We start from the raw sequence: 21134 nt of genomic DNA on the forward strand, positions 1-21134 counted from the left end.
TGCCGGCGTTTCCATGCGAGTTGGAGGAATTCATGCCCACCTATCGTGCGCCCGTGCGGGATACGCTTTTCGTAATTCGCGACGTTCTGGGATATGAGCGTTACAACAACCTCGCCGGTTTCGCGAACGCTTCGCCGGATGTCCTTGAGGCCATACTGGCCGAAGGGGCGAAGCTGGCCGAGAACGTCATGCAGCCGCTGAACCGCATCGGTGACGTTCAGGGCTGCACCCGCCAGAACGACGGCACGGTCACCACGCCCGAGGGTTTCGCGGAAGCCTACCGCCAGTATTGCGAAGGGGGCTGGATGGGCCTTTCGGCGCCCGAGGAGTTCGGCGGCCAGGGCCTTCCCTACCTCGTCCATTCGGCGGTCGGCGAATATCTGTCCTCCGCAAATATGGCGCTGATGATGTATCCGGGGCTCACCCAGGGCGCGATTGCCGCGATCCTCGCCCACGGCACGGATGAGCAGAAGCAGAAATGGCTGCCCCGGATGATCGAGGGGACATGGACCGGCACCATGAACCTCACTGAGCCCCATTGCGGCACGGACCTCGGCCTTCTGCGCTCCAAGGCGGTGCCCAATGGCGACGGCAGCTACAAGATCTCCGGGCAGAAGATTTTCATCTCGGCCGGCGACCACGACATGGCCGAAAACATCGTCCATCTCGTCCTGGCCCGTATCGAGGGCGCGCCGGAGGGCACCAAGGGCATCTCGCTGTTCATCGTGCCCAAGCGCAAGGTGGATGAGGCGGGGGTGCCGGTCGAAAGCAACGGCGTTTCTTGCGGCTCGCTCGAAGAGAAGATGGGCATCCACGGCAATGCCACCTGCGTCATGAACTACGATGAAGCCGAGGGCTATCTGCTGGGCGCGGAGAATGGCGGCCTGAAAGCCATGTTCACCATGATGAACGAAGCGCGCCTTGGCGTCGGCCTCCAGGGACTGGCCGTTGGCGAGGCCGCCTACCAGAACGCCGCCGACTATGCCCGCGAGCGCCTTCAGGGCCGCTCTCTTACCGGCCCGAAGGCGCCCGACAAAAAGGCCGACCCCATCATCGTGCATCCGGATATCCGCCGCAAGCTGATGACCATGCGTGCCGTCAACGAGGCGGGCCGTGCACTGCTTTTGTGGACGGCGCTACAGTCGGACATCGCCCACCGCAGCGAAGACGAGGCCGCGCGCCAGGAGGCCGAAGACCATCTGGCGCTGATGACGCCCGTCATCAAGGGTGTTCTCACCGACAACGGTTTCGAACACGCGGTCATGGCGCAACAGGTGTTCGGCGGCCATGGTTATATCGAAGAACACGGCATGAGCCAGTTCGTGCGCGATGCGCGGATTGCGATGATTTATGAGGGCGCCAACGGTATCCAGGCGCTCGATCTGGTGGGCCGGAAGCTCGCGCTGAACGGCGGCCGCGCGATCCAGACCTTCTTCAAGACGGTCGGCGAATTCTGCGAGGAAAACCGCTCCGACGAAAACATGGCGCCCTATACCAAGGGTCTCAAGAAAGGCCTCAACGACCTCCAGGCGGCCACCATGTGGCTGATGCAGAACGCCATGCGCGAGCCGGACAATGCCGGCGCGGCGTCATATGACTATATGCACCTGTTTGGCCTAGTGGCGCTCGGCTATATGTGGGCACGCACGGTCAAGGTCGCCCAGGCACAGCTTGCCGAGGGAACCGGCGACAGGGAAATGCTGGAACAGAAGCTGGTCGTTGGGCGCTTCTTCATGGACCGCCTGATGCCGGAGACCGCCGCCCATCTGGCCCGCATCTCGTCCGGCGCCGGCTCAATGATGGCGCTGCCGGCGGAGGCGTTTTAGTGCGGGTTTCGCCGCGTTCGTTCTGCCTTGAACAAAAATCTGTTATAGGCGGAGGAAAGGGAGGAAGCGTTCATGAGCAGTGATCCGCAGTCCATACTGGGTGTCCCTCAACCGGCCTGGGCCGGCGAGGATGTCGCCATGCTCTACGACATGGCGAACCGGTTCCTTTCGGAGGAGATCGCTCCGCGATATGAGGAATTCGAGAAGGCGGAGTGCTTCGACCGTGAAAGCTGGCGGAAGGCCGGCAGGAATGGCCTGCTATGCGCTTCCATTCCGGAGGAATATGGCGGTTCGGGCGGCACATATGCCCACGAAAGCGCGATCGCGGAGGCCATCGGCCATGTCGGCGTGGACGGTTTCGGCATCGCGCTGCACAACGCCATCGTCGCCCCATACATCCTCCACTACGGTTCGGAGGAACAGAAGAGGAAATGGCTGCCGAGGATGGCGACCGGCGAATTGATCGGCGCCATCGCGATGACCGAACCGGGTGCCGGTTCCGACCTCCAGGGCGTGAAGACGCGGGCGGAAAAGGACGGCAACCAGTATCGCATCAACGGGTCCAAAACCTTCATCACCAATGGACAGCTCGCCAATCTCATCATTGTCGTGGCCAAGACCGACCCCGCCATGGGCGCGAAGGGCACTTCGCTCTTCATCGTCGAGACGGACGAGGTGGAAGGTTTCGAGCGCGGGCGCAACCTCGACAAGGTCGGCCTCAAGTCGAACGACACCTCGGAACTGTTCTTCAACGATGTGCGCATACCGACGAGCAACCTGCTGGGCGAGGACGAGGGGCAGGGTTTCGTGCAGCTCATGCAGCAATTGCCACAGGAGCGGCTGTTGATCGGCGCCCAGGCCATCTCCATGATCGAGCGCGCGCTTGCCGTTACCATCGAGTACGTAAAGGAGCGATCGGCGTTCGGGCGGAAGGTGATCGATTTCCAGAACACTCAGTTCAAGCTGGCCGAACTCAAAACCGAGGCAACGATAGCCCGAGTCTTCTACAATGACAGCGTCGCCAGGCATCTCGAGGGTCGCCTCGACACCACGACCGCCTCCATGGCCAAGTATTGGCTGACGGATCTGCAATGCAAGGCGGTCGACGAATGCCTGCAGCTCTTCGGCGGCTACGGCTACATGAACGAATACCCGATCGCCCGCATGTATCGCGACGCCCGCGTGCAGCGCATCTATGGCGGCACCAACGAGATCATGAAGCTTTTGATTGCCAGGAGCCTCTAGAAATGGCTGCGCGGCGCTATCCCCTTCCCAAACGTTTCCAGGCGGCCTTGTCGGAGGACGCCTACGCAAGCCTGCGCGCGCTCAACACCCGCTACGGGCTCGGCAACAACTATCTTCTCACGATCATGCTTGAGCGGCTTGATGACTTCGCCGATCCGGAGAAGCTCGACACCGTTTTCAAGAAGTTCATCGCTCAATACGGCGCCCCGGCGGCAGGCATGTCCCGCGACGCTTAGACAAGGAGACGTCCCAATGGCTGATGCATATGTGTATGATGCCGTGCGCACGCCGCGCGGCCGCGGCAAGAAGGATGGTTCGCTGCATGAGGTGCCGGCGGTGCGACTTGGCGCCAAGGTGCTGGAGGCCATGCGCGACCGCAACGGGCTCGACACCGCCAAGGTCGACGACATCATTTTCGGCTGCGTCGACCCGGTCGGCGAAGCGGGCTCGGTGATCCCACGCTCGGCCGCCTTCGAGGCACGCTATGACAACGCGGCACCCGGCATGCAGATCTCCCGCTTTTGCGCCTCCGGCCTCGACGCGATCAATCTCGGCGCAGCCAAGATCGCCGGCGGCTTGGACGAGATTGTGATTGCCGGCGGCGTCGAGTCCATGTCGCGCGTCGGCATGGGCATGTCCGGCGGCGCTTGGTTCATGGATCCTTCCGTGGGCTTGCCGTCCTACTTCATGCCGCAGGGCGTTTCCGCAGACCTGATCGCCACCAAATACGGCTTTTCCCGCGACGATGTGGACGCTTATGCGGTGGAAAGCCAGAAGCGCGCCAAAAAGGCATGGGACAAGGGTTATTTCAAGAAGTCCGTCATCCCTATCAAGGATCAGAACGGCCTGACGATCCTGGACCATGACGAGCACATGCGCCCGACTACCGACATGCAGTCGCTGGCCTCGCTCAACCCGTCCTTCGTCATGCCCGGCGAGATGGGCGGCTTCGATGCGGTGGCCGTCCAGCGCTATCCCGAGATCGAGGGCGTGAACCACGTCCACCATGCCGGCAATTCCTCCGGCATCGTGGATGGGGCAGCGGCGGTGCTGCTGGGTTCCAGGAAAGCCGGCAAGACGCTCGACATGAAGCCGCGCGCCAAGATCCGCGCCTTCACCAATATCGGCTCCGAACCGGCGATCATGCTCACCGGCCCCGTCGACGTGACGGAGAAGCTTTTGAAGAAGGCGAACATGAAGCTGTCGGATATCGACCTGTTCGAGCTCAACGAGGCCTTCGCCAGCGTTGTGCTGCGCTACATGCAGGCTTTCGACATCGACCACGACAAGCTCAACGTCAATGGCGGCGCCATCGCCATGGGCCACCCGCTTGGCGCCACCGGCGCGATGATCTTCGGCACGGTGCTGGACGAGTTGGAGCGGCGCGACCTGAACACCGCACTCGTGACCCTGTGCATCGGCGCCGGCATGGGCACGGCAACCATCATCGAGCGCGTGTAAAGACTGGCGAAGGAAGAGATTATGGCTGATTACAAGAACTTCACCGTCGAAACCGACGCCGACGGCATCGCGCTCGTCACCTGGAACATGCCCGACCGCTCCATGAACGTCTTCACCGAAGAGGTGATGGACGAGCTCGAGAAGATCGTCGAGGAGGTGGCGGGCGATGAGGCGATCAAGGGCGCGGTGATCACCTCGGGCAAGGAGACCTTTTCCGGCGGCGCCGACCTGACCATGCTGCAGAAGATGCTCGGCCTGTTCGAGACGGAGAAGAAGAAGGATCGCGACAAGGCGATCAGGCTTCTGTTCGACGGCGCCGGCCGCATGAGCTGGCTGTGGCGCAAGCTTGAGACCTCCGGCAAACCGTGGGTTTCGGCCATCAACGGCACCTGCATGGGCGGCGCGTTCGAGCTGTCGCTGGCCTGTCATGGCCGCGTGGCCGCCGATAGCGACAAGGTCAAGATGGCGCTGCCCGAGGTCAAGGTCGGCATCTTCCCCGGCGCGGGCGGCACTCAGCGCGTGCCCCGGCTCACCAATACGCAGGATGCCCTGCAGATGCTGACGACCGGCCAGAACCTTTCGCCCAAGAAGGCGAAGTCCATGGGGCTGGTCCACGAGGTCGTCCCGCCGAAGAAGCTGGTGGAAGCGGCGAAGAAGATGATCAAGGACGGGCTCAAGCCGGTCCAGCCCTGGGACGAGAAGGGCTTCAAGCTGCCGGGCGGTCCCGTCTATTCGGCCGCGGGCGCCAATCTGTGGCCGCCGGCGATCGCCATCCTGCGCCGCGAGACCTACGGCAACTACCCCGCCGCGACCGCGATCCTGAAGTGCGTCTATGAGGGGCTTCTGGTGCCCTTCGACACCGCGCTCACCATCGAGCAGCGCTATTTCACCCAGATCATGCAGACGACCGAAGCGAAGATGATGATCCGCTCGCTGTTCGTCTCCCTGCAGGAGCTCAACAAGGGCGCGCGGCGGCCCGTGGACGTGCCGGCCAGGAAGCTGAAGAAAGTCGGCGTCCTGGGGGCAGGCTTCATGGGCGCCGGCATCGCCTTCGTCACCGCAAAAGCCGGCATACCTGTGGTGCTCGTCGACCGTGACCAGGAAGCCGCCGACAAGGGCAAGGCCCACTCGGCGAAGCTGATGGACGCCCTCATCAAGAAGGGTCGGGCGAGCGAGGCCGACAAGGAGAAGCTGCTGTCGCTGATCACGGCCACGCCCGACTATCAGGAGCTGGAGGGCGCCGGCCTCGTCATTGAGGCGGTCTTCGAGGATTCTTCCATCAAGAAGGAAGCGACGGAGAAGGCCGAGGCCGTGCTGAAATCCTCGGCGATCTTCGCTTCCAACACGTCGACCATTCCCATCACGAGCCTGGCGAAGAATTCAAAGCGGCCGAAGAACTTCATCGGCATCCACTTCTTCTCGCCGGTCGACAAGATGATGCTGGTCGAGATCATCATGGGCAAGCGAACCGGCGATAAGGCGCTTGCCGTGGCGATGGATTATGTCCGGGCAATCCGGAAGACGCCCATCGTCGTCAACGACACGCGCGGCTTCTACGTCAATCGCTGTGTCCTGCGCTACATGCAGGAAGCTTTCTCGATGCTGATCGAGGGCGTTCCGCCGGCGATGATCGAGAATGGCGCAAAGATGGCCGGCATGCCGGTCGGTCCGCTGGCGCTCACGGACGAGACGGCCATTGATCTCGCCCAGAAGATCATGAAGCAGACCATCCGCGATCTTGGCGAAAAGGCCGTGGACCCGCGGCACATGGAATTGATCGATACCATGGTCGACAAGCACGGCCGCCATGGCCGCAAGAACCGCAAGGGCTTCTACGACTATCCGGAAAAGCCTGCCAAGAAGCATCTATGGCCGGGGCTGAAGGAGCTTTACCGGCAGAAGCCGGCCGAGGCCGTGGACATCGAGGAGGTCAAGCAGCGCCTGCTCGTTACCATTGCGCTCGAGGCTGCCCGGGTGATGGAGGAGGGCATCGTCACCGACCCCCGCGAGGCCGATGTCGGTTCCATCCTCGCCTTCGGTTTTGCGCCCTACACGGGCGGGGCGCTGTCCTATATCGACGGCATGGGCGCTGCCCGTTTCGTCGGGATCGCCAAGCGCCTGCAGAAGAAGTACGGCAAGGGCTTTAAGCCGCCGAAACTGCTGGTCGACATGGCCGAAAGCGGCGAGACCTTCTACCAGCGCTTTGCGCCGGAGAGCGCGGGCGAGGTGAGGAAGAAGGCGGCATAGCATTGCAGCGGTGATTTACCGCCGCGCCCTCCGCACTCCTGCCCCGTAGGGCAGAGGGCGAGGCGCGGCGGAAATCGCAACCACCGAAGGGATACAGCCATGTATGTCTGGATCCGCCTCCTGCGGGTCGCGGCAACCCGCGGTCGCCGTGGGCCGTATCGCATGGGGGACGAGGGGCGGCTGTCCTTTCGCTGCCTTCCCACCGACATCGACACGAACGTTCATCTCAACAATGCCCGCTATATGATGCTGGCCGATATGGGCCGCATCGACATCTTCTTGCGCAGCGGGTTGGTGCGCGCGGCGCGCGAGCGCGGCTGGGCCCCGCTTCTGGGCGGTCTCCAGGTGGCCTATGTGCGCGAGATCGGCCTTTGGAAACGTTTTGACGTGGTCTCGACCATTGAGACATGGGAAGGGACCCAAGTGCTGGGCCAGCACCGCTTCGTGCTGGAGGACGGTCGCACGGCGGCCATCATCATGACGACCGGCGGCATCTACGATTTCCGCGCCCGGCGTTTCGTTCCGATCGATGAAGTGGTGCGAACCATTGGCCACGAAACCCCGCCGCGGCCGCCAAATGCCGAGGAGCGGAGTTTCATGGCGTCCCATGAGGGGCTGCGATCCCGCGCCAAATCGCCGGCCTGAAACTCATCCGCCCTTTCCGCGCATGGCCGCTAAGACTACCTTTGGACGATCGTCCGCAAACCGGGAGCCGCTTCCATGTCCGCAAGTATCGACTACTACCTCACATCCGCATCGCCCTTCGTCTATCTGGGCCACCAGCCGCTGCGTGCGGTGGCGCAGAAACATGACGCCACGCTGAACGTGAAGCCGGTCAACCTGATGCGCGTCTGGGACGTCTCGGGCGCGGTTCCGCCAGCGAAGCGTCCGCCGGTGCGCCAGCGCTTGCGGCTCGTGGAATTGCAGCGCATCGCCGACTATCGCGGCATGCCGATCAATCCGCGCCCGAAGCACTGGCCGGTGGATCCGGCCCTTGCCGACCACACGATCATTGCCCTGGTGGAGGCCGGCCATGACCCGCTGAGTTACATGGAGCGCGTCTTTGCGGCTCTCTGGGCCAATGAGGAGGATATTGCCGACGAGGAGGTGCTAACGAAATATCTGGAGGCGGAGGGCTTCGACGCCCGCGCCATCCTGGCAAGGGCGCACGAGCCGAACGCAGCGCAGATCCGTGAGCGCAATACTAACGAGGCCATCGAGGCCGACGTCGTCGGCGTTCCGGCTTACGTGTTGAATGGCGAGGCGTTCTGGGGGCAGGATCGCGTCGAGTATCTCGATCACGCGCTGGCGACCGGAAGGCAGCCGTTCACCGCCTGACATGTCAGTTCGATGGACAAGGAATTGGTAAGGCGTTAGAACCAATCTGAAGGCATTTTTTCCTGTGCCAGTTCGATACGTCCGGGGGAGGCGCACGTGCTATCGCACGAAAAGGTATGGGCCGCTATCGATGCGCTCGCTGCGCGCTATTCGCTGTCCGTTTCGGGCCTGGCGCGCAGGGCTGGACTCGACTCGACCGCCTTCAACAAATCCAAGCGCTGCTCCGTCGACGGGCGCCCCCGCTGGCCCTCGACCGAATCGCTTGCCAAGGTGATGGAGGCGACGGGGGCGACGCTGGACGATTTTTTTCAGCTGATGAAAAGCGACGACGCCGTTTCGGTCAACTATGGACCGCCGCCCACCACCGTGCCGCTGCTGGGATTCGCCCAGGCCGGTGCCGGCGGCTTTTTCGACGATGCCGGATTTCCTGCGGGTGAGGGATGGGAACATGTGGAATTGCCTGGCGCCCATCGTGAGGGCGCCTATGCGCTGCAGGTGCAGGGGGATTCCATGTTGCCGCTCTACCGCGACGGCGATACGCTGATCGTAGAGCCCGGCGCTGCCGTCCGGCGCGGCGACAGGGTGGTGCTCAAGGCTGCTTCCGGTGAGGTGATGGCGAAGGTGCTCCTGCGCAAGACCCCGACACAGATCGAGCTCCTGTCGCTGAATGCTGAGCATCCCAACCGCGTGTTCGCACCGGACGAGGTGGAATGGATGGCGCGCATCGTATGGGCAAGCCAGTAGGAAACGGGGCTGTTCTTTTTCTGGCGACCGCTCTGGCGGCGGCTCCAATGGGCGCGGCCGAGGCGCAGGACGTCCGCGTCATCGCGCCCGGGATCGTGGCCCCGCCTCCGGTCGCGTCCGAAGCGCTTGAGCGCGTGGGACCGCGGGAGCCGCTGAGCGATCTGGTGGCCGGCGCGGGCATGCAATCGGAAAAGCCCGATCGCTTATTCAAGCCGGTGGCCCTTGCGGCTGGCCGTATGTCCGTGGCGGGTCGTGAGATCGCACTCGCATCCATCGAGATCATTGATGCGGAAAGGGTCTGTGATGCCGGGCATGGGGGAACCTGGCCTTGCGGTCGGCACGCGCGGACCGCGTTCCGCCTGTGGCTGCGCGGTCGGGCTCTTGCCTGCCACCCGGCAGACGAAGAAGCAGGCAAGGGGAATGCGGAAATGGACGTCGCCCGCTGCACGGTCGGCGGAGAGGATGCGGCCGCATGGCTGGTGGCCCGGGGCTGGGCGCTCGCCGCTCCCGGCGGACCCTATGAGGAGCTCGAAGAAGAAGCGCGCGCGGCCCGCCGGGGCATTTTCGGTGGCGGGCCCTGATATTCAGCCGCCGAGTTCGCCCTTCAGCGCCTTGTCGATGAGTGCGCGCGTTTCGCCGATCCCGTAAAGCGCGACGAAGGAGCCGAAGCGGGGTCCGCGCTCCTGACCAAGCAGCACCTGGTAAATCATCTGGAAGAACGCCACCGAAACGCCGGGGCCGCCGCTGGGACTCTTCTTCTTGTGGTCCTGATAGCGCTCGATCCCGCGCGCCACGTCGAGTGCCGCGTTCTGGATCGTTTCGCCGTCGGCATCCGCCGGCAGTTCGCGGAGCTTTGCCGAAAGCTCCTCGAGCGCCTGGCGCTCCTCCGCGTCGGGCTTGCGGAACTTCTTCGCCGGCTTCACGAAGTCGTCGAAGTAGCGAATGGCGTAGCCGGTCAGCCGGTCGAGTTCCGGATGCGTTTCGGCTGTCACGCCCGGCGCATAACGCGAGATGAAGCCCCATAGGACGGCCTTGTCATGCGCATTCGAGGCGCTGACGAGGTTGAGCAGCAGCGCGAAGGGCACCGGCAGGTCGATATCCGGCGGATTGCCGTCATGGATATGCCAGACGGGATTATTGAGCCGGGCCGTCCAATCCTGTGTCCGATAGCCGGAAAGGAAGGAGTAATATTCGTCGACCGCCTTCGGGATGACGTCGAAATAGAGCTTCTTGGCCGTCTTCGGCTTCTGGAACATGTAGAGCGACAGGCTTTCCGTGGGTGCATAGGCCAGCCACTCATCGATGGTGATGCCATTGCCCTTGGACTTGGAGATCTTCTCGCCATTCTCGTCCAGGAACAGCTCGTAGTTAAAGCCGTCCGGCGGCGTGCCGCCCAGGACGCGGCAGATCTTGCTCGACGTCTTCACATTGTCGATATGGTCCTTGCCGGACATCTCGTAGTCGACGCCGAGAACGGCCCAGCGCAGCGCCCAGTCCGGCTTCCACTGTGCCTTGCAGCCGCCCTTCAGAACGCTTGTTTCGTAGCGCTTGCCGGTGCCTGGATCGGTCCACACGACGGTGGCGCGGTCGGCGTGAACCTCCTCGATGGGCACCTGCATCACGACGCCCGTTTCCGGGTGCAGCGGCAGGATCGGCGAATAGGTCTTGCGCCGCTCCTCGCGCAACGTTGGCAGCATGATCGCCATCACCGCGTCATACTGATCGAGCATCCGCACCAGCCCCTCGTCGAAGCGGCCCGAGGTGTAGTAGTCGAGCGCGGAGGCGAACTCGTAGTCGAAGCCGAAAGTGTCGAGGAAGGCGCGCAGCCGCGCATTGTTATGGTGGCCGAAGCTTTCATGCGTTCCGAATGGATCCGGCACACGCGTCAACGGCTTCCCGAGATGGCCACGCAGCATCTCCGGGTTGGGCACGTTGTCCGGCACCTTGCGCATGCCGTCCATATCGTCGGAGAAGCACAAGATCGTCGTCTTCACCTGGTCCTCGGTGAGGACGCGGAAGGCGTGGCGGACCATGGACGTGCGGGCCACCTCGCCGAACGTGCCGATATGCGGCAGGCCCGAAGGACCATAGCCCGTCTCAAACAGCACCGTTTCAGGATAGTCGCGCCCTTCGTAGCGTTTGACGATCCGGCGCGCCTCTTCGAACGGCCAAGCTTTGCTCTCGGCAGCAGCCGCGAGCATTTCGGGCGTAAGATCAAGCGCGGTCGTCGTCGTCATTTCCGCATTCCATGGATTGGAGGGATGTTTTTAAGGGCCAAGCTGTTAAGGCTGACGCGACCATGCGTCAATCCGAACCGCGTTTTTCGTTGCAGCGCGGCGTGCGGCTTCTTATCCATGGGTTCTGACATTGCCTTCCGCGGCACCCCGCCGGGACCACTTTAAGGAGAGATTCCATGACCGCCGAACCATCAGCCCACGAGGCTCTCATCTACCTGATGGTCGTCATGTCGGCGGCCGACCGCGACATGACCGACGCCGAGCTTGGCCGCATCGGCGAGGTGCTCCGCACGCTGCCCGTCTTCAGGGGGTTCGACGAGAACCGCGTCATTGAGGTTGCGAGACAATGCCAGCGGATCTTGCAGAAGGATGACGGGCTGGAGACGATCCTGAAGCTGGTCCGCGAGACCGTGCCGACGTCGCTCCACGACACTGCCTATGCGCTGGCCGTCGAGGTTGCGGCGGCGGACCTGCATGTTGAGCCCGAGGAGAGGCGTATGCTCCAGATCGTGCGCAGCCGCCTCCATCTGGAGCCGTTGGTGGCCGCGGCAATCGAGCGTGCTGCCCAGGCCCGCCACCGCCGCCTCGTTCAGTGACGCCTCATTCAAGCGGTTGTGACTGGCAAAGCCGGCTTTTCCGCCCGATATAATGGGCATGAGCGAAGTCATGTTCTCCGAAGCGGCAATCAGGCTGGGTGCTTTCGCGACGATTTTCATTGCGATGGCCGTCTACGAGCTGTGGTCGCCGCGGCTGGAGCGGGATGAAATGGCCGGCGCTTGGAAGGCACGGCGCTGGTTTACCAACATTTCTCTGGTCCTGATCTCCTCGGTGATGCTGCGCGTCATCTTTCCCGCCGCCGCCGTCGGCGCGGCGCTATGGGCCGAAACGCAGGGCCTGGGATTGTTTCCCGCGTTGGGCATATCGCCGCTCTTGGCCGGCATTCTTTCCTTCGTGATCCTCGATTTTGCGGTTTGGCTGGAGCACGTGGCTAGCCACAAGATCCCGCTCCTGTGGCGTATTCATCGGATGCACCACGCCGACAACGGCTTCGACGTGACCACCGGGCTGCGATTTCACCCGCTGGAGATCGTGCTGTCGATGGTCTGGAAAGCCGCCGTCGTGGTTGCGCTCGGAGCGCCCGTCCTGGCAGTGCTGGCCTTCGAAATCGTCCTCAACGGCACATCCATGTTCACCCATTCAAACGTCCGGCTGCCTGCCCGCATCGACCGCGTCATGCGGCGTGTCCTGGTCACGCCGGACATGCATCGCGTCCACCACTCCTGCATCGGCACCGAGACCGATTCCAACTACGGCTTCAATCTATCTGTGTGGGATCGGCTGTTCCGAACCTATATCGCCCAGCCGAGACTCGGCCATGAAGGCATGAAGATCGGCCTCGATGACTACAGGGGTAGATCGACTGCCGCCCTGTTATGGGCGCTGGCGCTACCGTTTCGGCCGCTGCGGCCGCGCCGTGCGCGGCAAGGCTCAGTAGAAGCCAGCCGGGAAGTAACGTAGGTAAAGTTCGTCAAAGGTGCCAGACAGCTCGATCTCCTGGAGCGCATAGTCGAGCGCGTCGGCCAGGTCGGAGCGCTCTTCGTCGACGGCGATAGCCAGCCCCTGGCCGAAATATTCCGGCGCCAGATACGGACCGCCGATGAATCTGCAGCAACCGGCAGCCTCCTCACCGGCCAGCCAGAAGCCCAGCCGCATGCCGTCTCCGAAGACCGCATCGATCTTTCCCGCTTTGAGGTCCGACAAGAGCCATGAGGCACGTGAATAGGTGACCGGTTGGGCTGACGGGAACAGGTCACGCAGCATTTCCTCATGCGCCGACCCATCCAGCACGCCCACCCGCCGCTCTTCGACGGTGATGTGGACAGGCTCCTCGATCGGACTGTCGCGTGCGGCGAGGAAGCGGGCAGGAAACTGCAGATAAGGACGCGAAAACGCGTAGACCATGCGCCTCTCGCTCGTGATCGCCAGTCCTGCGATGATGGCTTCTCCCTGGCGGTTGGCCAGCGCCGTCTCCAGTTCGTTCCAGGGCAGTGCCTGTATCTGGCAGCGCTCCGCTATGGCAAGGGCCTCGCAGATCGCACGGGACAGGTCGACGTTGAAGCCGGTTAACCGGCCCTCGTCATCGAGAAAGTTGAATGGGAAGAAATCGGTTGTGGTCAGAAACCGCAGGCGCGGCAAGCTGCTCAAATCCGGCTTCGCCAACCGCTTCTTGGCTTCCCAAATATGAGGGATAGCAATATCGGCTTCGACATTGGCCGGAAGCGCCAGGGCCAACAATACCAACAGTATTCCCGAAAGCCATCGCATCTACTGTCCCTCGCTAACGCACCGGTCTATATGGCTTTTGCGTGCTGTTGTGAACGGCAAGCCATATGCAAGCCGCCGATATCGCTGGTCGTAATATACGTATTGGCGTCCGTAAGGGTTGTGCACGCCATCTTTCCGGGGAGCGCCCGGATACGGTGCGGATCTCCCAACGGGAGCGGAGGACAAAGTGCAAATAGCGTGGAATTTGGCTTGGTGCCTTTGCTACATAAGGGCGCATCACTGGGATAAGACACCGCACCCGCCGCGCCGCCCTTTCAGCCGAGGAAATCCGCACCCGATCCCGTGATCTTCCCGTCCTCTTCTCCGATCGTATCGAGGTCGCGGCCCGAATAGGGCAGCGACAGGAGAATGCGGCGGATCACCGCAAGACGCGCCCTGCGTTTGTCGTTGGCCCGCACGACCGTCCATGGGGCATGGGGCGAATGGGTACGCTCCAGCATGAGATCGCGCACCCGTGTATAGTCGTCCCACTTTTCCATGCCAGCGATGTCCATCGGAGAGAACTTCCAGTGCTTTCGACGGCTGTGCCGCCGGTCGTGGAAGCGCTTGAGCTGCGTCTCCTGGCCGATGTTGAGCCATATCTTGAACAGGTGGATACCGTCATTGACGATGGCGCGTTCGAAATTGGGCGTCTCTTCCAGAAACCGCTCGTGCTGGGCGGGCGTGCAGAATCCCATTACCGGCTCCACGCCGGCGCGATTGTACCAGGAGCGGTCGAAGGTGACGAATTCACCGGCTGTCGGGAAATGCGCGACATAGCGCTGGAAATACCATTGGCCGCGCTCAGTTTCCGTAGGTTTCGTCAGCGCCACGTTCCGCGCGGTACGCGGGTTCATGTATTTGCGGATCCTGGATATGGTTCCACCCTTGCCGGCCGCGTCGCGACCTTCGAAAACGATCATCACGCGTTCGCCCGTCTCCTGCAGCCATGCCTGCAGCTTCACCAGCTCAATCTGCAGCGCCTTGAGCTGCCGCTCATACTCCTTGCGCTTCATCCTTTCATCATAAGGGTAGCCGCCGGCGGTCAGGATGTTATCGGCGATCCAGTCAGGCAATTCCGGCTCATTAATGTCGAAGACACGCGTCTTACCATCGATCTTTAGCTTGATCTCGTTCGCGGACTTGTCCAAGGGGCTGTTCATAGAAGCGTTTCCTCGCGGCGGTATCTGCTTTGGCAATGCGCTGGCGCAATGAAATCTGCGGCATGCTATTGACGGCTTCAAGCAAGGTCCAGCCGATATTGATCGAAGCAGACTGTCGTCGGGCAGGGATGGAAAGCGGGTATGGCTGAACGGGGTGCATCGCTGCAAAGCTGGCTGCGGACGGGCGCAGCGCGTCTTTCCAGGCACTGGCCTGTGCTCGCCGCCGCGCTTGTCCTGTTTCTCTTCATCGACCTCTCACGCAACGGCAACGGACTTTTGGCCTTCGGCGCCTCGCTGGTGGTCGTCATCGTCGCCCTTGCCGCGGGCGGAGCGGCAGCGACCGAGCAGCGGGGCCGGGAAGGCACGGCTGTGGCCACCAGTATCGACACCCTCCCCGCCATTCATCTGGCGGCCGCCGTTCCGGACCCGCTCTTTATCATCGATGGCCAAGGAGCCTTCGTCTATGCCAACCAGGCGGCCGGAAAGGCCTTCGGTACGACCGCCGCCGGCAGTTCGGTGCAGCTCAAGTTCCGCCAGCCCGAGATGCACGCCTTCATCGACCGTGTGCTTCGGGGCGGGGAGGGGGCCCTGTCGACCGACTATGTCGAACGGGTGCCGGTCGAGCGAGCGTACCGTGTCTCGGCCACCGCAATCGGCGAGGGCAGCGGGCTCCATGTGCTGCTGTTCAAGGACCAGAGCGAAGCGCGCCGCATCGACCGCATGCGCGCCGACTTCATAGCCAATGCCAGCCATGAGCTTCGCACGCCCCTGGCCTCGGTCTCCGGTTTCATCGAAACGCTGCGCGGCCCGGCCCGCGACGATGCGCGGGCGCGGGAGAACTTCCTGCAGATCATGCAGGACCAGACAGGGCGGATGGCGCGCCTGATCGACGACCTGCTTTCCCTGTCGCGGCTCGAGATAAAGCCGTACGCCAAGCCTGAAACCCGGGTCGACCTGCGCGTGCTCCTGGAAGGTGTCGCGGACAGCCTGACCCACCTTGCCTCGGAATCGGGCGTCGAGATCGTGCTGGACCTCCCTGACCGGCCGCTGGAGGTCGCGGCCCACCGCGATGAACTGGTCCAGGTGTTCCAGAACCTGATGGAGAACGCCTGCAAATACGGCAGCGACGGCGGCAAGGTGCTGGTCACGGCCGACCCGGAGGCTCCCAACGGCGAGACCACGGTCACCGTGACGGACTTCGGTCCGGGCATTCCCGAAGAGCATATCCCCCGCATCACCGAACGATTTTACCGGGTTGACGTGGAGACCAGCCGCGCCCAGAAAGGTACCGGTCTCGGCTTGGCCATCGTCAAGCACATCCTGACCCGGCACGATGCGCGCCTGTCGGTCAGGTCGAAGGTGGGGGACGGCTCCGCCTTCACCGTCCACTTCCCGCCGGAATGAGTGCGCCGCGGCCGTGCGCTACAAGTAGCCGACAAATGAAGTTTGCGGACGCCCGGCGGTTTCTTTTTCCCGTCATGTAGTTAGCTTAGGTCTTCGGGATATATTGATTCAGTGGCCATCTGGCGCCTCAAGTCTTCTGCGGCGCGATGTGTAGGTTCAATGGCGCATCGCCTCCTTCATCCCCTTGGAAGGCAGAATGGCGCTGTAGAGATCGGGATGTAAAAGAGCATGAACAACCAGCACATCATGCGCACCTTCGACGAGGAGCTGCGCTTTCTGACGAACCAGATCGGTTCGATGGGCGGCTATGCGGAGCGCATGGTGGAGCAGGCCGTTGCCGCACTTGTCGGCGCCGATCTCGGCCTTGCCCGCAAGGTAGTGGAAGACGATGTCTTTCTCGATGAGAAGGAGCGCGAAATCGGAGAAAAGGCCGTCATCATCATCGCCAGGCGCCAGCCTATGGCGGCAGATCTGCGCGAGATCGTTGGCGCGATCCGCATTTCAGGGGATTTGGAGCGCATCGGCGATCTGGGCAAGAACATCGCCAAGCGCGCGGTCGCGATTACCGAGGCGCGTCAGCCCACGCGCCTGTTCCGCGGCCTATCGGCCCTGTCGGACCTGGCCCTGACGCAGCTCAAGGAAGTGCTCGACGCCTACGCGTCGCGCTCGGCGGAAAAGATCGGGTTCGTGCGCGATCGGGACGAAGAGATCGACGCCATGTACACTTCGCTCTTCCGGGAGCTTCTGGCCTACATGATGGAGGACCCGCGCAACATCACCGCCTGCACGCATCTCATCTTCTGCGCCAAGAACATCGAGCGCATCGGCGATCACGCGACGAACATCGCCGAAACCGTGCACCACATCATCACGGGTACGCAACTGCCGTCGGAACGGCCGAAGGAAGACAGCAGCCATCGTGTGGTGGCGCCGAGCGGAGACGGTTCGAAGGACTAATCTCTTCTTCGACAAAAAAGAGGCGGCCGAAGCCGCCTCAGGTTCCAGGGAGGAGAGGTTACCGGCTGCGCCGGCGTTCGCTTGCCGGTTGGTAGGCCAGCTTCGAGTGGTAGTTGCAATAGGGGCCGGAATCGCCCGATTTGTTGCCGCAGAACGAGAAATCCTCCGACAGTGGATCCCCGTTCGGCCACTTGCACGTGTGCTCGTTGAGCTCCACGAGTCGCAGGTTGCGCGACATGGGCACAACGACATTCTCCACCGGCCGCACCCGCTGGTAGGCAACGGCGTCTTCTTCGAACTGCACCTGCAGCGCGTTGGCGCCGATGGTTGCCGTCATAGTGCGCGACGTGCGCTGACGGCGCGATGTTGCACCGCTGCCGGTTCCCGTGCCGGAGGTGGCGGCCGTCGCCTTCTTCTGGCGTGCGGGCGCGCCAGAAGCCCGCCCTCGGCTCGATAGCTTGAGGCGATGAACCTTGCCGATCACGGCATTGCGGCTGACACCGCCGAGCTGCGCGGCGATCTGGCTTGCGCTCAGCCCTTCGGCCCAGAGCTTCTTCAAGAGTTCGACGCGTTCATCTGTCCAGTTCATCGGGACACGCTCCTGTCCAAGCGTGCGGAATCCCTACCGGTTTCCCCCCGATAAAACCAAGGGGACACCATATCTGCATGGGTGTGATGGTCCGCCGCACGAAATGTAGTCGTTACAGATCCAAGCTACCTTATCGGTTGACTCCGTGACAAGAGTCTGGCTGGCGTCGCGAATCTCTTTTTTCGGTTTTCCCCAGCTTGCGCGAAAAACCGAGAGGCTGCGGGGGAGGCCGCCGTCGCTGCCGAACGGCCGTCCGCGTTGACTTCCAGCGGGAAAACACGGATATAGAGCCCGCATGCCGCCCTTGGGGCGGCTTTTTGGTTTCATCGGCGGCCCGCCTTTCGAAAAGCTGCGGCGAGCCTCGGCATTCGGAGTAATGTGTCCATGAGCACTGCAGCGCTCTACGATACCTTCGCGCGGCTTCCCCTTGCTTTCGAAAAGGGCGAGGGCACCTGGCTGATAGCCCATGACGGCACGCGTTATCTGGACTTCGCGGCCGGTATCGCCGTGAACTCGCTTGGCCATGCGCATCCCCATCTCGTGGCCGCGCTGGTCGGGCAGGCGGGCAAGCTGTGGCATACTTCCAATCTCTATGAGATTCCGGGACAGCAGCGGCTGGGTGAGCGGCTCGCCGAGAACACCTTCGCCGACAAGGTCTTCTTCACCAATTCAGGCGCCGAGGCGCTGGAAGCGGCCATCAAGACGGCGCGCCGCCACCATTTCGTCAACGGTGAGGAAAACCGCTACCGCATCATCACCTTCGAAGGCGCCTTCCATGGCCGCACGCTGGCGACCATCGCCGCCGGGGGCAGAAGAAATATCTGGAGGGCTTCGGTCCGAAGGTCGAGGGCTTCGACCAAGTGCCCTTCGGTGACCTGAAGGCAGTCAGGAAAGCCATCACCGAAGAGACGGCGGCGATCCTGGTCGAGCCGATCCAGGGAGAAGGCGGAATCCGCGTCCTGCCGGGCGAAACGCTGCGTGCGCTGCGGCAGCTTTGCGACGAGCACGGTCTGCTGCTGGTCCTTGACGAGGTCCAGAGCGGCGTCGGGCGCACGGGCAGGCTGTTCGCTCACGAGTGGACGGGTATCACGCCCGACATCATGGCCGTCGCCAAAGGCATCGGCGGCGGCTTTCCCATGGGCGCATGCCTGGCGACGGAAGACGCGGCCAGGGGCATGACAGCCGGCGTCCACGGCACGACCTTCGGCGGCAATCCGCTCGCCATGGCCGTCGGCAACGCGGTTCTGGATATCCTGCTCGACGAGGGCTTTCTGGAAGGCGTCGCCCGCAAGGGACTGCTCCTGAAGCAGGGCCTTGCCGGCATTGCCGATACCTTCCCCGAAATCGTCGACGAAATCCGCGGCGAAGGCCTGATGCTGGGCATCAGGTGCAGAAAGCCGAACGCACTTGTCCAGCAGGCGCTGCGCGACAAGAAGATGCTGGTCGCGCCGGCTGGCGAAAACGTCCTTCGGCTGCTGCCGCCGCTCACTGTGTCCGAAGAGGAGATCCAGGATGCCCTGGAGCGGGTGCACACGGCATTCGAGGGTATCGCGACCGCCACCGGCGACTAGTGCACTCGCAGGAAAACCGGAACAGGCTTTCGGGAAGCAAGGTGCTCGATTGAGGAATCCGCAGCCTGCCTCGTGCGACCGCAAGGGGCGCACGGCGCTGTAGGGGAAGGGGACGACCATCATGACCACGCCAAGGCATTTCATCGACATCGCCGGCATTGCCGAGGACCAGCTGCGCGCCATGCTGGACGATGCACGCGGCCGCAAGGAAAGGTTCAAGGCCGGCGAACGCGACAAGCCCCTGGCAGGCAAGGCGCTGGCCATGATCTTCGACAAGCCTTCGACGCGCACCCGCGTCTCCTTCGATGTCGGGATGCGCCAGCTCGGCGGCGAGACGATCATGCTGACGGGAGCCGAGATGCAGCTCGGCCGCAGCGAGACGATTGCCGATACGGCAAGGGTGCTGTCGCGCTATGTCGACGCCATCATGATCCGCACCACGTCGCACGATCGGCTGCTTGAACTGGCGGAAAATGCCACCATACCCGTAATCAATGGTCTTACGGACGACACACACCCCTGTCAGATCATGGCGGACATACTTACATATGAGGAGCATCGCGGTCCGGTGAAGGATCGGCTGTTCGCCTGGACCGGCGACGGCAACAATGTCCTTCATTCGCTGATCGAAGCTTCCGCGCGGTTCGGCTTCCGCCTCAATATAGCGGTGCCGGCGGGCAGCGAACCTTCGACGCGTGTCGTCGATTGGGCGCGAGCCAACGGCGGCCGCGTGGAACTGACCGGATCGGCCGAGGAAGCCGTGAAGGGTGCCGACTGCGTGGTGACCGATACCTGGGTCTCCATGGGGCAGGAGCATCGCGCCCGCGGTCATAACGTGTTTCAGCCCTATCAGGTGAATGAAAAGCTGATGGAGCTCGCCGCGGCCGACGCCCTCTTCATGCATTGCCTTCCCGCCCATCGCGGCGAGGAGGTAACGGACGAGGTCATCGACGGACCGCATTCCGTGGTGTTCGACGAGGCGGAAAACCGCCTCCATGCGCAGAAAGCGATACTTGCCTGGTGTCTAGAGAAGTGACTGAACAGAATATCAGACTTGGCGAATTCGGCTTTGCCGGAGACGACCATGTGGTGCCTTTCGACGTGGACGCGCTCGACGTGCGCGGCCGCGCGGTGCAGGTCGGCCCGATGCTCGACCAGATCCTGGGCCGCCACGACTATCCCGATCCGGTCGCCCACCTGCTGGCCGAGATGATCGTGCTCACCGTTCTCCTGGGCAGCTCGCTGAAATTCGAGGGCAAGTTCATCGTTCAGACACGCTCGGACGGACCGGTCGACATGCTGGTCGCCGACCTGACGACGCCAGGCTCGGTCCGCGCCTATGCGCGCTACGACGAAGACCGGCTGCGCGAGGCAATCGAGCGCGGGGAGATTTCGCCCGAACAGCTTCTGGGCTCCGGGGTCCTGGCACTGACCATCGATCAGGGCGCGCACATGCAGCGCTATCAGGGCATCGTCCAACTCGACGGCTCGACGCTCGAGGATGTCGCCCGCGCATATTTTCGTCAATCGGAGCAAATCCCGACCGAAGTCCGGCTGGGCGTGGCGCGCATCATCGTGCCGGGTGAGAGCGGTGGCGCAGAACGATGGCGTGCCGGCGGCCTGCTGCTGCAGTTTCTGCCGTCGGCGCCCGAGCGCAGCCGAATGGCCGACCTGCCGGGCGGTGACGGTGACCAGGCTGACGACGGCAACGGCCATCCGGAGGACAATGCCTGGCAGGAGGCCTTGGCGTTGCTGTCGACGGTGGAAGCGGACGAGCTTGTCGACCCTTCGGTCGGCGCTGAGCGGCTGCTTTACCGCCTGTTCCACGAGCAGGGCGCGCGCGTTTATGAGGGCGTCGATATCATCGACGACTGCTCATGCTCGCGCGAGAAGATCCGCGCGATTCTGGATGGGTTCACGGCCGAGGAAATCGAAGAGAGCACCGAGGACGGGGAAATTCGCGTCACCTGCGAATTCTGCGCCAAGGAATACGCGTTCGATTCCGAGGATTTCCGGTAGACCCGGAC

The 21134-nt window shown here is 62.9% G+C and carries 19 protein-coding genes and 1 pseudogene; 16 read left to right on the plus strand and 4 right to left on the minus strand.

The features are described from left to right. Nucleotides 1–32: 32 nt before the first annotated feature. From NTH_RS12515 to NTH_RS12555, 9 genes are all read left to right on the plus strand, one after another. Nucleotides 33–1826: an acyl-CoA dehydrogenase C-terminal domain-containing protein gene (locus NTH_RS12515; protein WP_338530322.1), complete on the plus strand. Its 1794-nt coding sequence runs from the start codon at nt 33–35 to the stop codon at nt 1824–1826. Between the two features lie 138 nt (nt 1827–1964). Continuing rightward, nucleotides 1965–3071, plus strand: a complete 1107-nt coding sequence (locus NTH_RS12520; RefSeq protein WP_422392438.1) for an acyl-CoA dehydrogenase family protein — start codon at nt 1965–1967, stop codon at nt 3069–3071. Nucleotides 3072–3073: 2 nt separating this feature from the next. After that, nucleotides 3074–3307, plus strand: coding sequence for a hypothetical protein (locus NTH_RS12525; protein ID WP_338530324.1), 234 nt, complete (start codon nt 3074–3076; stop codon nt 3305–3307). 16 nt (nt 3308–3323) lie between these two features. Beyond that, entirely contained in the window at nt 3324–4532 is a 1209-nt protein-coding gene (locus NTH_RS12530; RefSeq protein ID WP_338530325.1) for an acetyl-CoA C-acetyltransferase, read from the plus strand. Between the two features lie 21 nt (nt 4533–4553). Beyond that, nucleotides 4554–6779: a 3-hydroxyacyl-CoA dehydrogenase NAD-binding domain-containing protein gene (locus NTH_RS12535; RefSeq protein ID WP_338530326.1), complete on the plus strand. Its 2226-nt coding sequence runs from the start codon at nt 4554–4556 to the stop codon at nt 6777–6779. Nucleotides 6780–6878: 99 nt separating this feature from the next. Continuing rightward, complete coding sequence (locus NTH_RS12540; protein WP_338530327.1) at nt 6879–7424, plus strand: thioesterase family protein; 546 nt, start codon at nt 6879–6881, stop codon at nt 7422–7424. Between the two features lie 75 nt (nt 7425–7499). Continuing rightward, the gene (locus NTH_RS12545; RefSeq protein ID WP_338530328.1) at nt 7500–8117 is read left to right on the plus strand and encodes a 2-hydroxychromene-2-carboxylate isomerase; all 618 of its coding nucleotides are present in this window, start codon (nt 7500–7502) and stop codon (nt 8115–8117) included. A 96-nt stretch (nt 8118–8213) separates the two neighbouring features. Beyond that, nucleotides 8214–8861 carry a S24 family peptidase gene (locus tag NTH_RS12550; RefSeq protein ID WP_338530329.1) on the plus strand — a complete coding sequence of 216 codons (648 nt, stop codon included), beginning with the start codon at nt 8214–8216 and terminating at the stop codon, nt 8859–8861. A gap of 47 nt (nt 8862–8908) precedes the next feature. Then, the gene (locus NTH_RS12555; protein WP_338530330.1) at nt 8909–9442 is read left to right on the plus strand and encodes a thermonuclease family protein; all 534 of its coding nucleotides are present in this window, start codon (nt 8909–8911) and stop codon (nt 9440–9442) included. Between the two features lie 3 nt (nt 9443–9445). Here the strand turns inward: NTH_RS12555 and NTH_RS12560 are convergent, their stop codons facing one another. Next, nucleotides 9446–11098: a lysine--tRNA ligase gene (locus tag NTH_RS12560; protein WP_338530331.1), complete on the minus strand. Its 1653-nt coding sequence runs from the start codon at nt 11096–11098 to the stop codon at nt 9446–9448. Nucleotides 11099–11274: 176 nt separating this feature from the next. On the opposite strand from NTH_RS12560, the gene NTH_RS12565 reads away from it, so the two are divergent. Both NTH_RS12565 and NTH_RS12570 read left to right on the plus strand, forming a co-directional pair. Continuing rightward, on the plus strand, nt 11275–11694 hold the full coding sequence (locus NTH_RS12565; protein WP_338530332.1) for a tellurite resistance TerB family protein: 420 nt from the start codon (nt 11275–11277) through the stop codon (nt 11692–11694). A 58-nt stretch (nt 11695–11752) separates the two neighbouring features. Continuing rightward, nucleotides 11753–12616 (plus strand): sterol desaturase family protein, encoded by an 864-nt coding sequence (locus NTH_RS12570; RefSeq protein WP_338530333.1) that lies wholly within the window; start codon nt 11753–11755, stop codon nt 12614–12616. On the opposite strand, the gene NTH_RS12575 is transcribed toward NTH_RS12570, so the two are convergent. Together NTH_RS12575 and ppk2 are read right to left on the minus strand one after the other, a co-directional pair. Continuing rightward, a complete protein-coding gene (locus NTH_RS12575) occupies nt 12587–13423 on the minus strand; it encodes a transporter substrate-binding domain-containing protein (RefSeq protein WP_338530334.1) in 837 nt (278 codons plus the stop codon). The two genes, NTH_RS12570 and NTH_RS12575, sit on opposite strands and share 30 nt — an antisense overlap. A gap of 275 nt (nt 13424–13698) precedes the next feature. Beyond that, the gene (gene ppk2, locus NTH_RS12580) at nt 13699–14586 is read right to left on the minus strand and encodes a polyphosphate kinase 2 (protein ID WP_338530335.1); all 888 of its coding nucleotides are present in this window, start codon (nt 14584–14586) and stop codon (nt 13699–13701) included. Nucleotides 14587–14727: 141 nt separating this feature from the next. Here ppk2 and NTH_RS12585 point away from each other — a divergent pair, with 141 nt between their 5' ends. Next, nucleotides 14728–15990, plus strand: a complete 1263-nt coding sequence (locus NTH_RS12585) for an ATP-binding protein (RefSeq protein ID WP_338530336.1) — start codon at nt 14728–14730, stop codon at nt 15988–15990. 228 nt (nt 15991–16218) lie between these two features. Further along, complete coding sequence (gene phoU, locus NTH_RS12590; RefSeq protein ID WP_338530337.1) at nt 16219–16947, plus strand: phosphate signaling complex protein PhoU; 729 nt, start codon at nt 16219–16221, stop codon at nt 16945–16947. A gap of 58 nt (nt 16948–17005) precedes the next feature. Here the strand turns inward: phoU and NTH_RS12595 are convergent, their stop codons facing one another. Further along, nucleotides 17006–17536, minus strand: a complete 531-nt coding sequence (locus NTH_RS12595) for a GcrA family cell cycle regulator (RefSeq protein ID WP_338530338.1) — start codon at nt 17534–17536, stop codon at nt 17006–17008. A gap of 384 nt (nt 17537–17920) precedes the next feature. On the opposite strand from NTH_RS12595, the pseudogene NTH_RS12600 reads away from it, so the two are divergent. The 3 genes and pseudogenes from NTH_RS12600 (at nt 17921) to NTH_RS12610 (ending at nt 21126) form a co-directional block, all read left to right on the plus strand. Then, a pseudogene (locus NTH_RS12600) lies at nt 17921–19107 on the plus strand (aspartate aminotransferase family protein). Between the two features lie 121 nt (nt 19108–19228). Then, complete coding sequence (gene argF, locus NTH_RS12605) at nt 19229–20143, plus strand: ornithine carbamoyltransferase (RefSeq protein ID WP_338530339.1); 915 nt, start codon at nt 19229–19231, stop codon at nt 20141–20143. After that, nucleotides 20140–21126, plus strand: a complete 987-nt coding sequence (locus tag NTH_RS12610; RefSeq protein ID WP_338530340.1) for an Hsp33 family molecular chaperone — start codon at nt 20140–20142, stop codon at nt 21124–21126. The genes argF and NTH_RS12610 overlap by 4 nt, the downstream gene beginning before the upstream one ends. Nucleotides 21127–21134: the final 8 nt, after the last annotated feature.

This window comes from Nitratireductor thuwali, from assembly GCF_036621415.1.
Lineage (GTDB): Bacteria > Pseudomonadota > Alphaproteobacteria > Rhizobiales > Rhizobiaceae > Chelativorans > Chelativorans thuwali.

Bases quoted from the DNA above. Each gene is read 5' to 3' on its own strand.
- NTH_RS12515 (WP_338530322.1), top strand. From the start codon at position 33: ATGCCCACCTATCGTGCGCCCGTGCGGGATACGCTTTTCGTAATTCGC.
- NTH_RS12520 (WP_422392438.1), top strand. From the start codon at position 1,965: ATGCTCTACGACATGGCGAACCGGTTCCTTTCGGAGGAGATCGCTCCG.
- NTH_RS12525 (WP_338530324.1), top strand. From the start codon at position 3,074: ATGGCTGCGCGGCGCTATCCCCTTCCCAAACGTTTCCAGGCGGCCTTG.
- NTH_RS12530 (WP_338530325.1), top strand. From the start codon at position 3,324: ATGGCTGATGCATATGTGTATGATGCCGTGCGCACGCCGCGCGGCCGC.
- NTH_RS12535 (WP_338530326.1), top strand. From the start codon at position 4,554: ATGGCTGATTACAAGAACTTCACCGTCGAAACCGACGCCGACGGCATC.
- NTH_RS12540 (WP_338530327.1), top strand. From the start codon at position 6,879: ATGTATGTCTGGATCCGCCTCCTGCGGGTCGCGGCAACCCGCGGTCGC.
- NTH_RS12545 (WP_338530328.1), top strand. From the start codon at position 7,500: ATGTCCGCAAGTATCGACTACTACCTCACATCCGCATCGCCCTTCGTC.
- NTH_RS12555 (WP_338530330.1), top strand. From the start codon at position 8,909: ATGGGCGCGGCCGAGGCGCAGGACGTCCGCGTCATCGCGCCCGGGATC.
- NTH_RS12560 (WP_338530331.1), bottom strand. From the start codon at position 11,098: ATGACGACGACGACCGCGCTTGATCTTACGCCCGAAATGCTCGCGGCT.
- NTH_RS12565 (WP_338530332.1), top strand. From the start codon at position 11,275: ATGACCGCCGAACCATCAGCCCACGAGGCTCTCATCTACCTGATGGTC.
- NTH_RS12570 (WP_338530333.1), top strand. From the start codon at position 11,753: ATGAGCGAAGTCATGTTCTCCGAAGCGGCAATCAGGCTGGGTGCTTTC.
- NTH_RS12575 (WP_338530334.1), bottom strand. From the start codon at position 13,423: ATGCGATGGCTTTCGGGAATACTGTTGGTATTGTTGGCCCTGGCGCTT.
- ppk2 (WP_338530335.1), bottom strand. From the start codon at position 14,586: ATGAACAGCCCCTTGGACAAGTCCGCGAACGAGATCAAGCTAAAGATC.
- NTH_RS12585 (WP_338530336.1), top strand. From the start codon at position 14,728: ATGGCTGAACGGGGTGCATCGCTGCAAAGCTGGCTGCGGACGGGCGCA.
- phoU (WP_338530337.1), top strand. From the start codon at position 16,219: ATGAACAACCAGCACATCATGCGCACCTTCGACGAGGAGCTGCGCTTT.
- NTH_RS12595 (WP_338530338.1), bottom strand. From the start codon at position 17,536: ATGAACTGGACAGATGAACGCGTCGAACTCTTGAAGAAGCTCTGGGCC.
- argF (WP_338530339.1), top strand. From the start codon at position 19,229: ATGACCACGCCAAGGCATTTCATCGACATCGCCGGCATTGCCGAGGAC.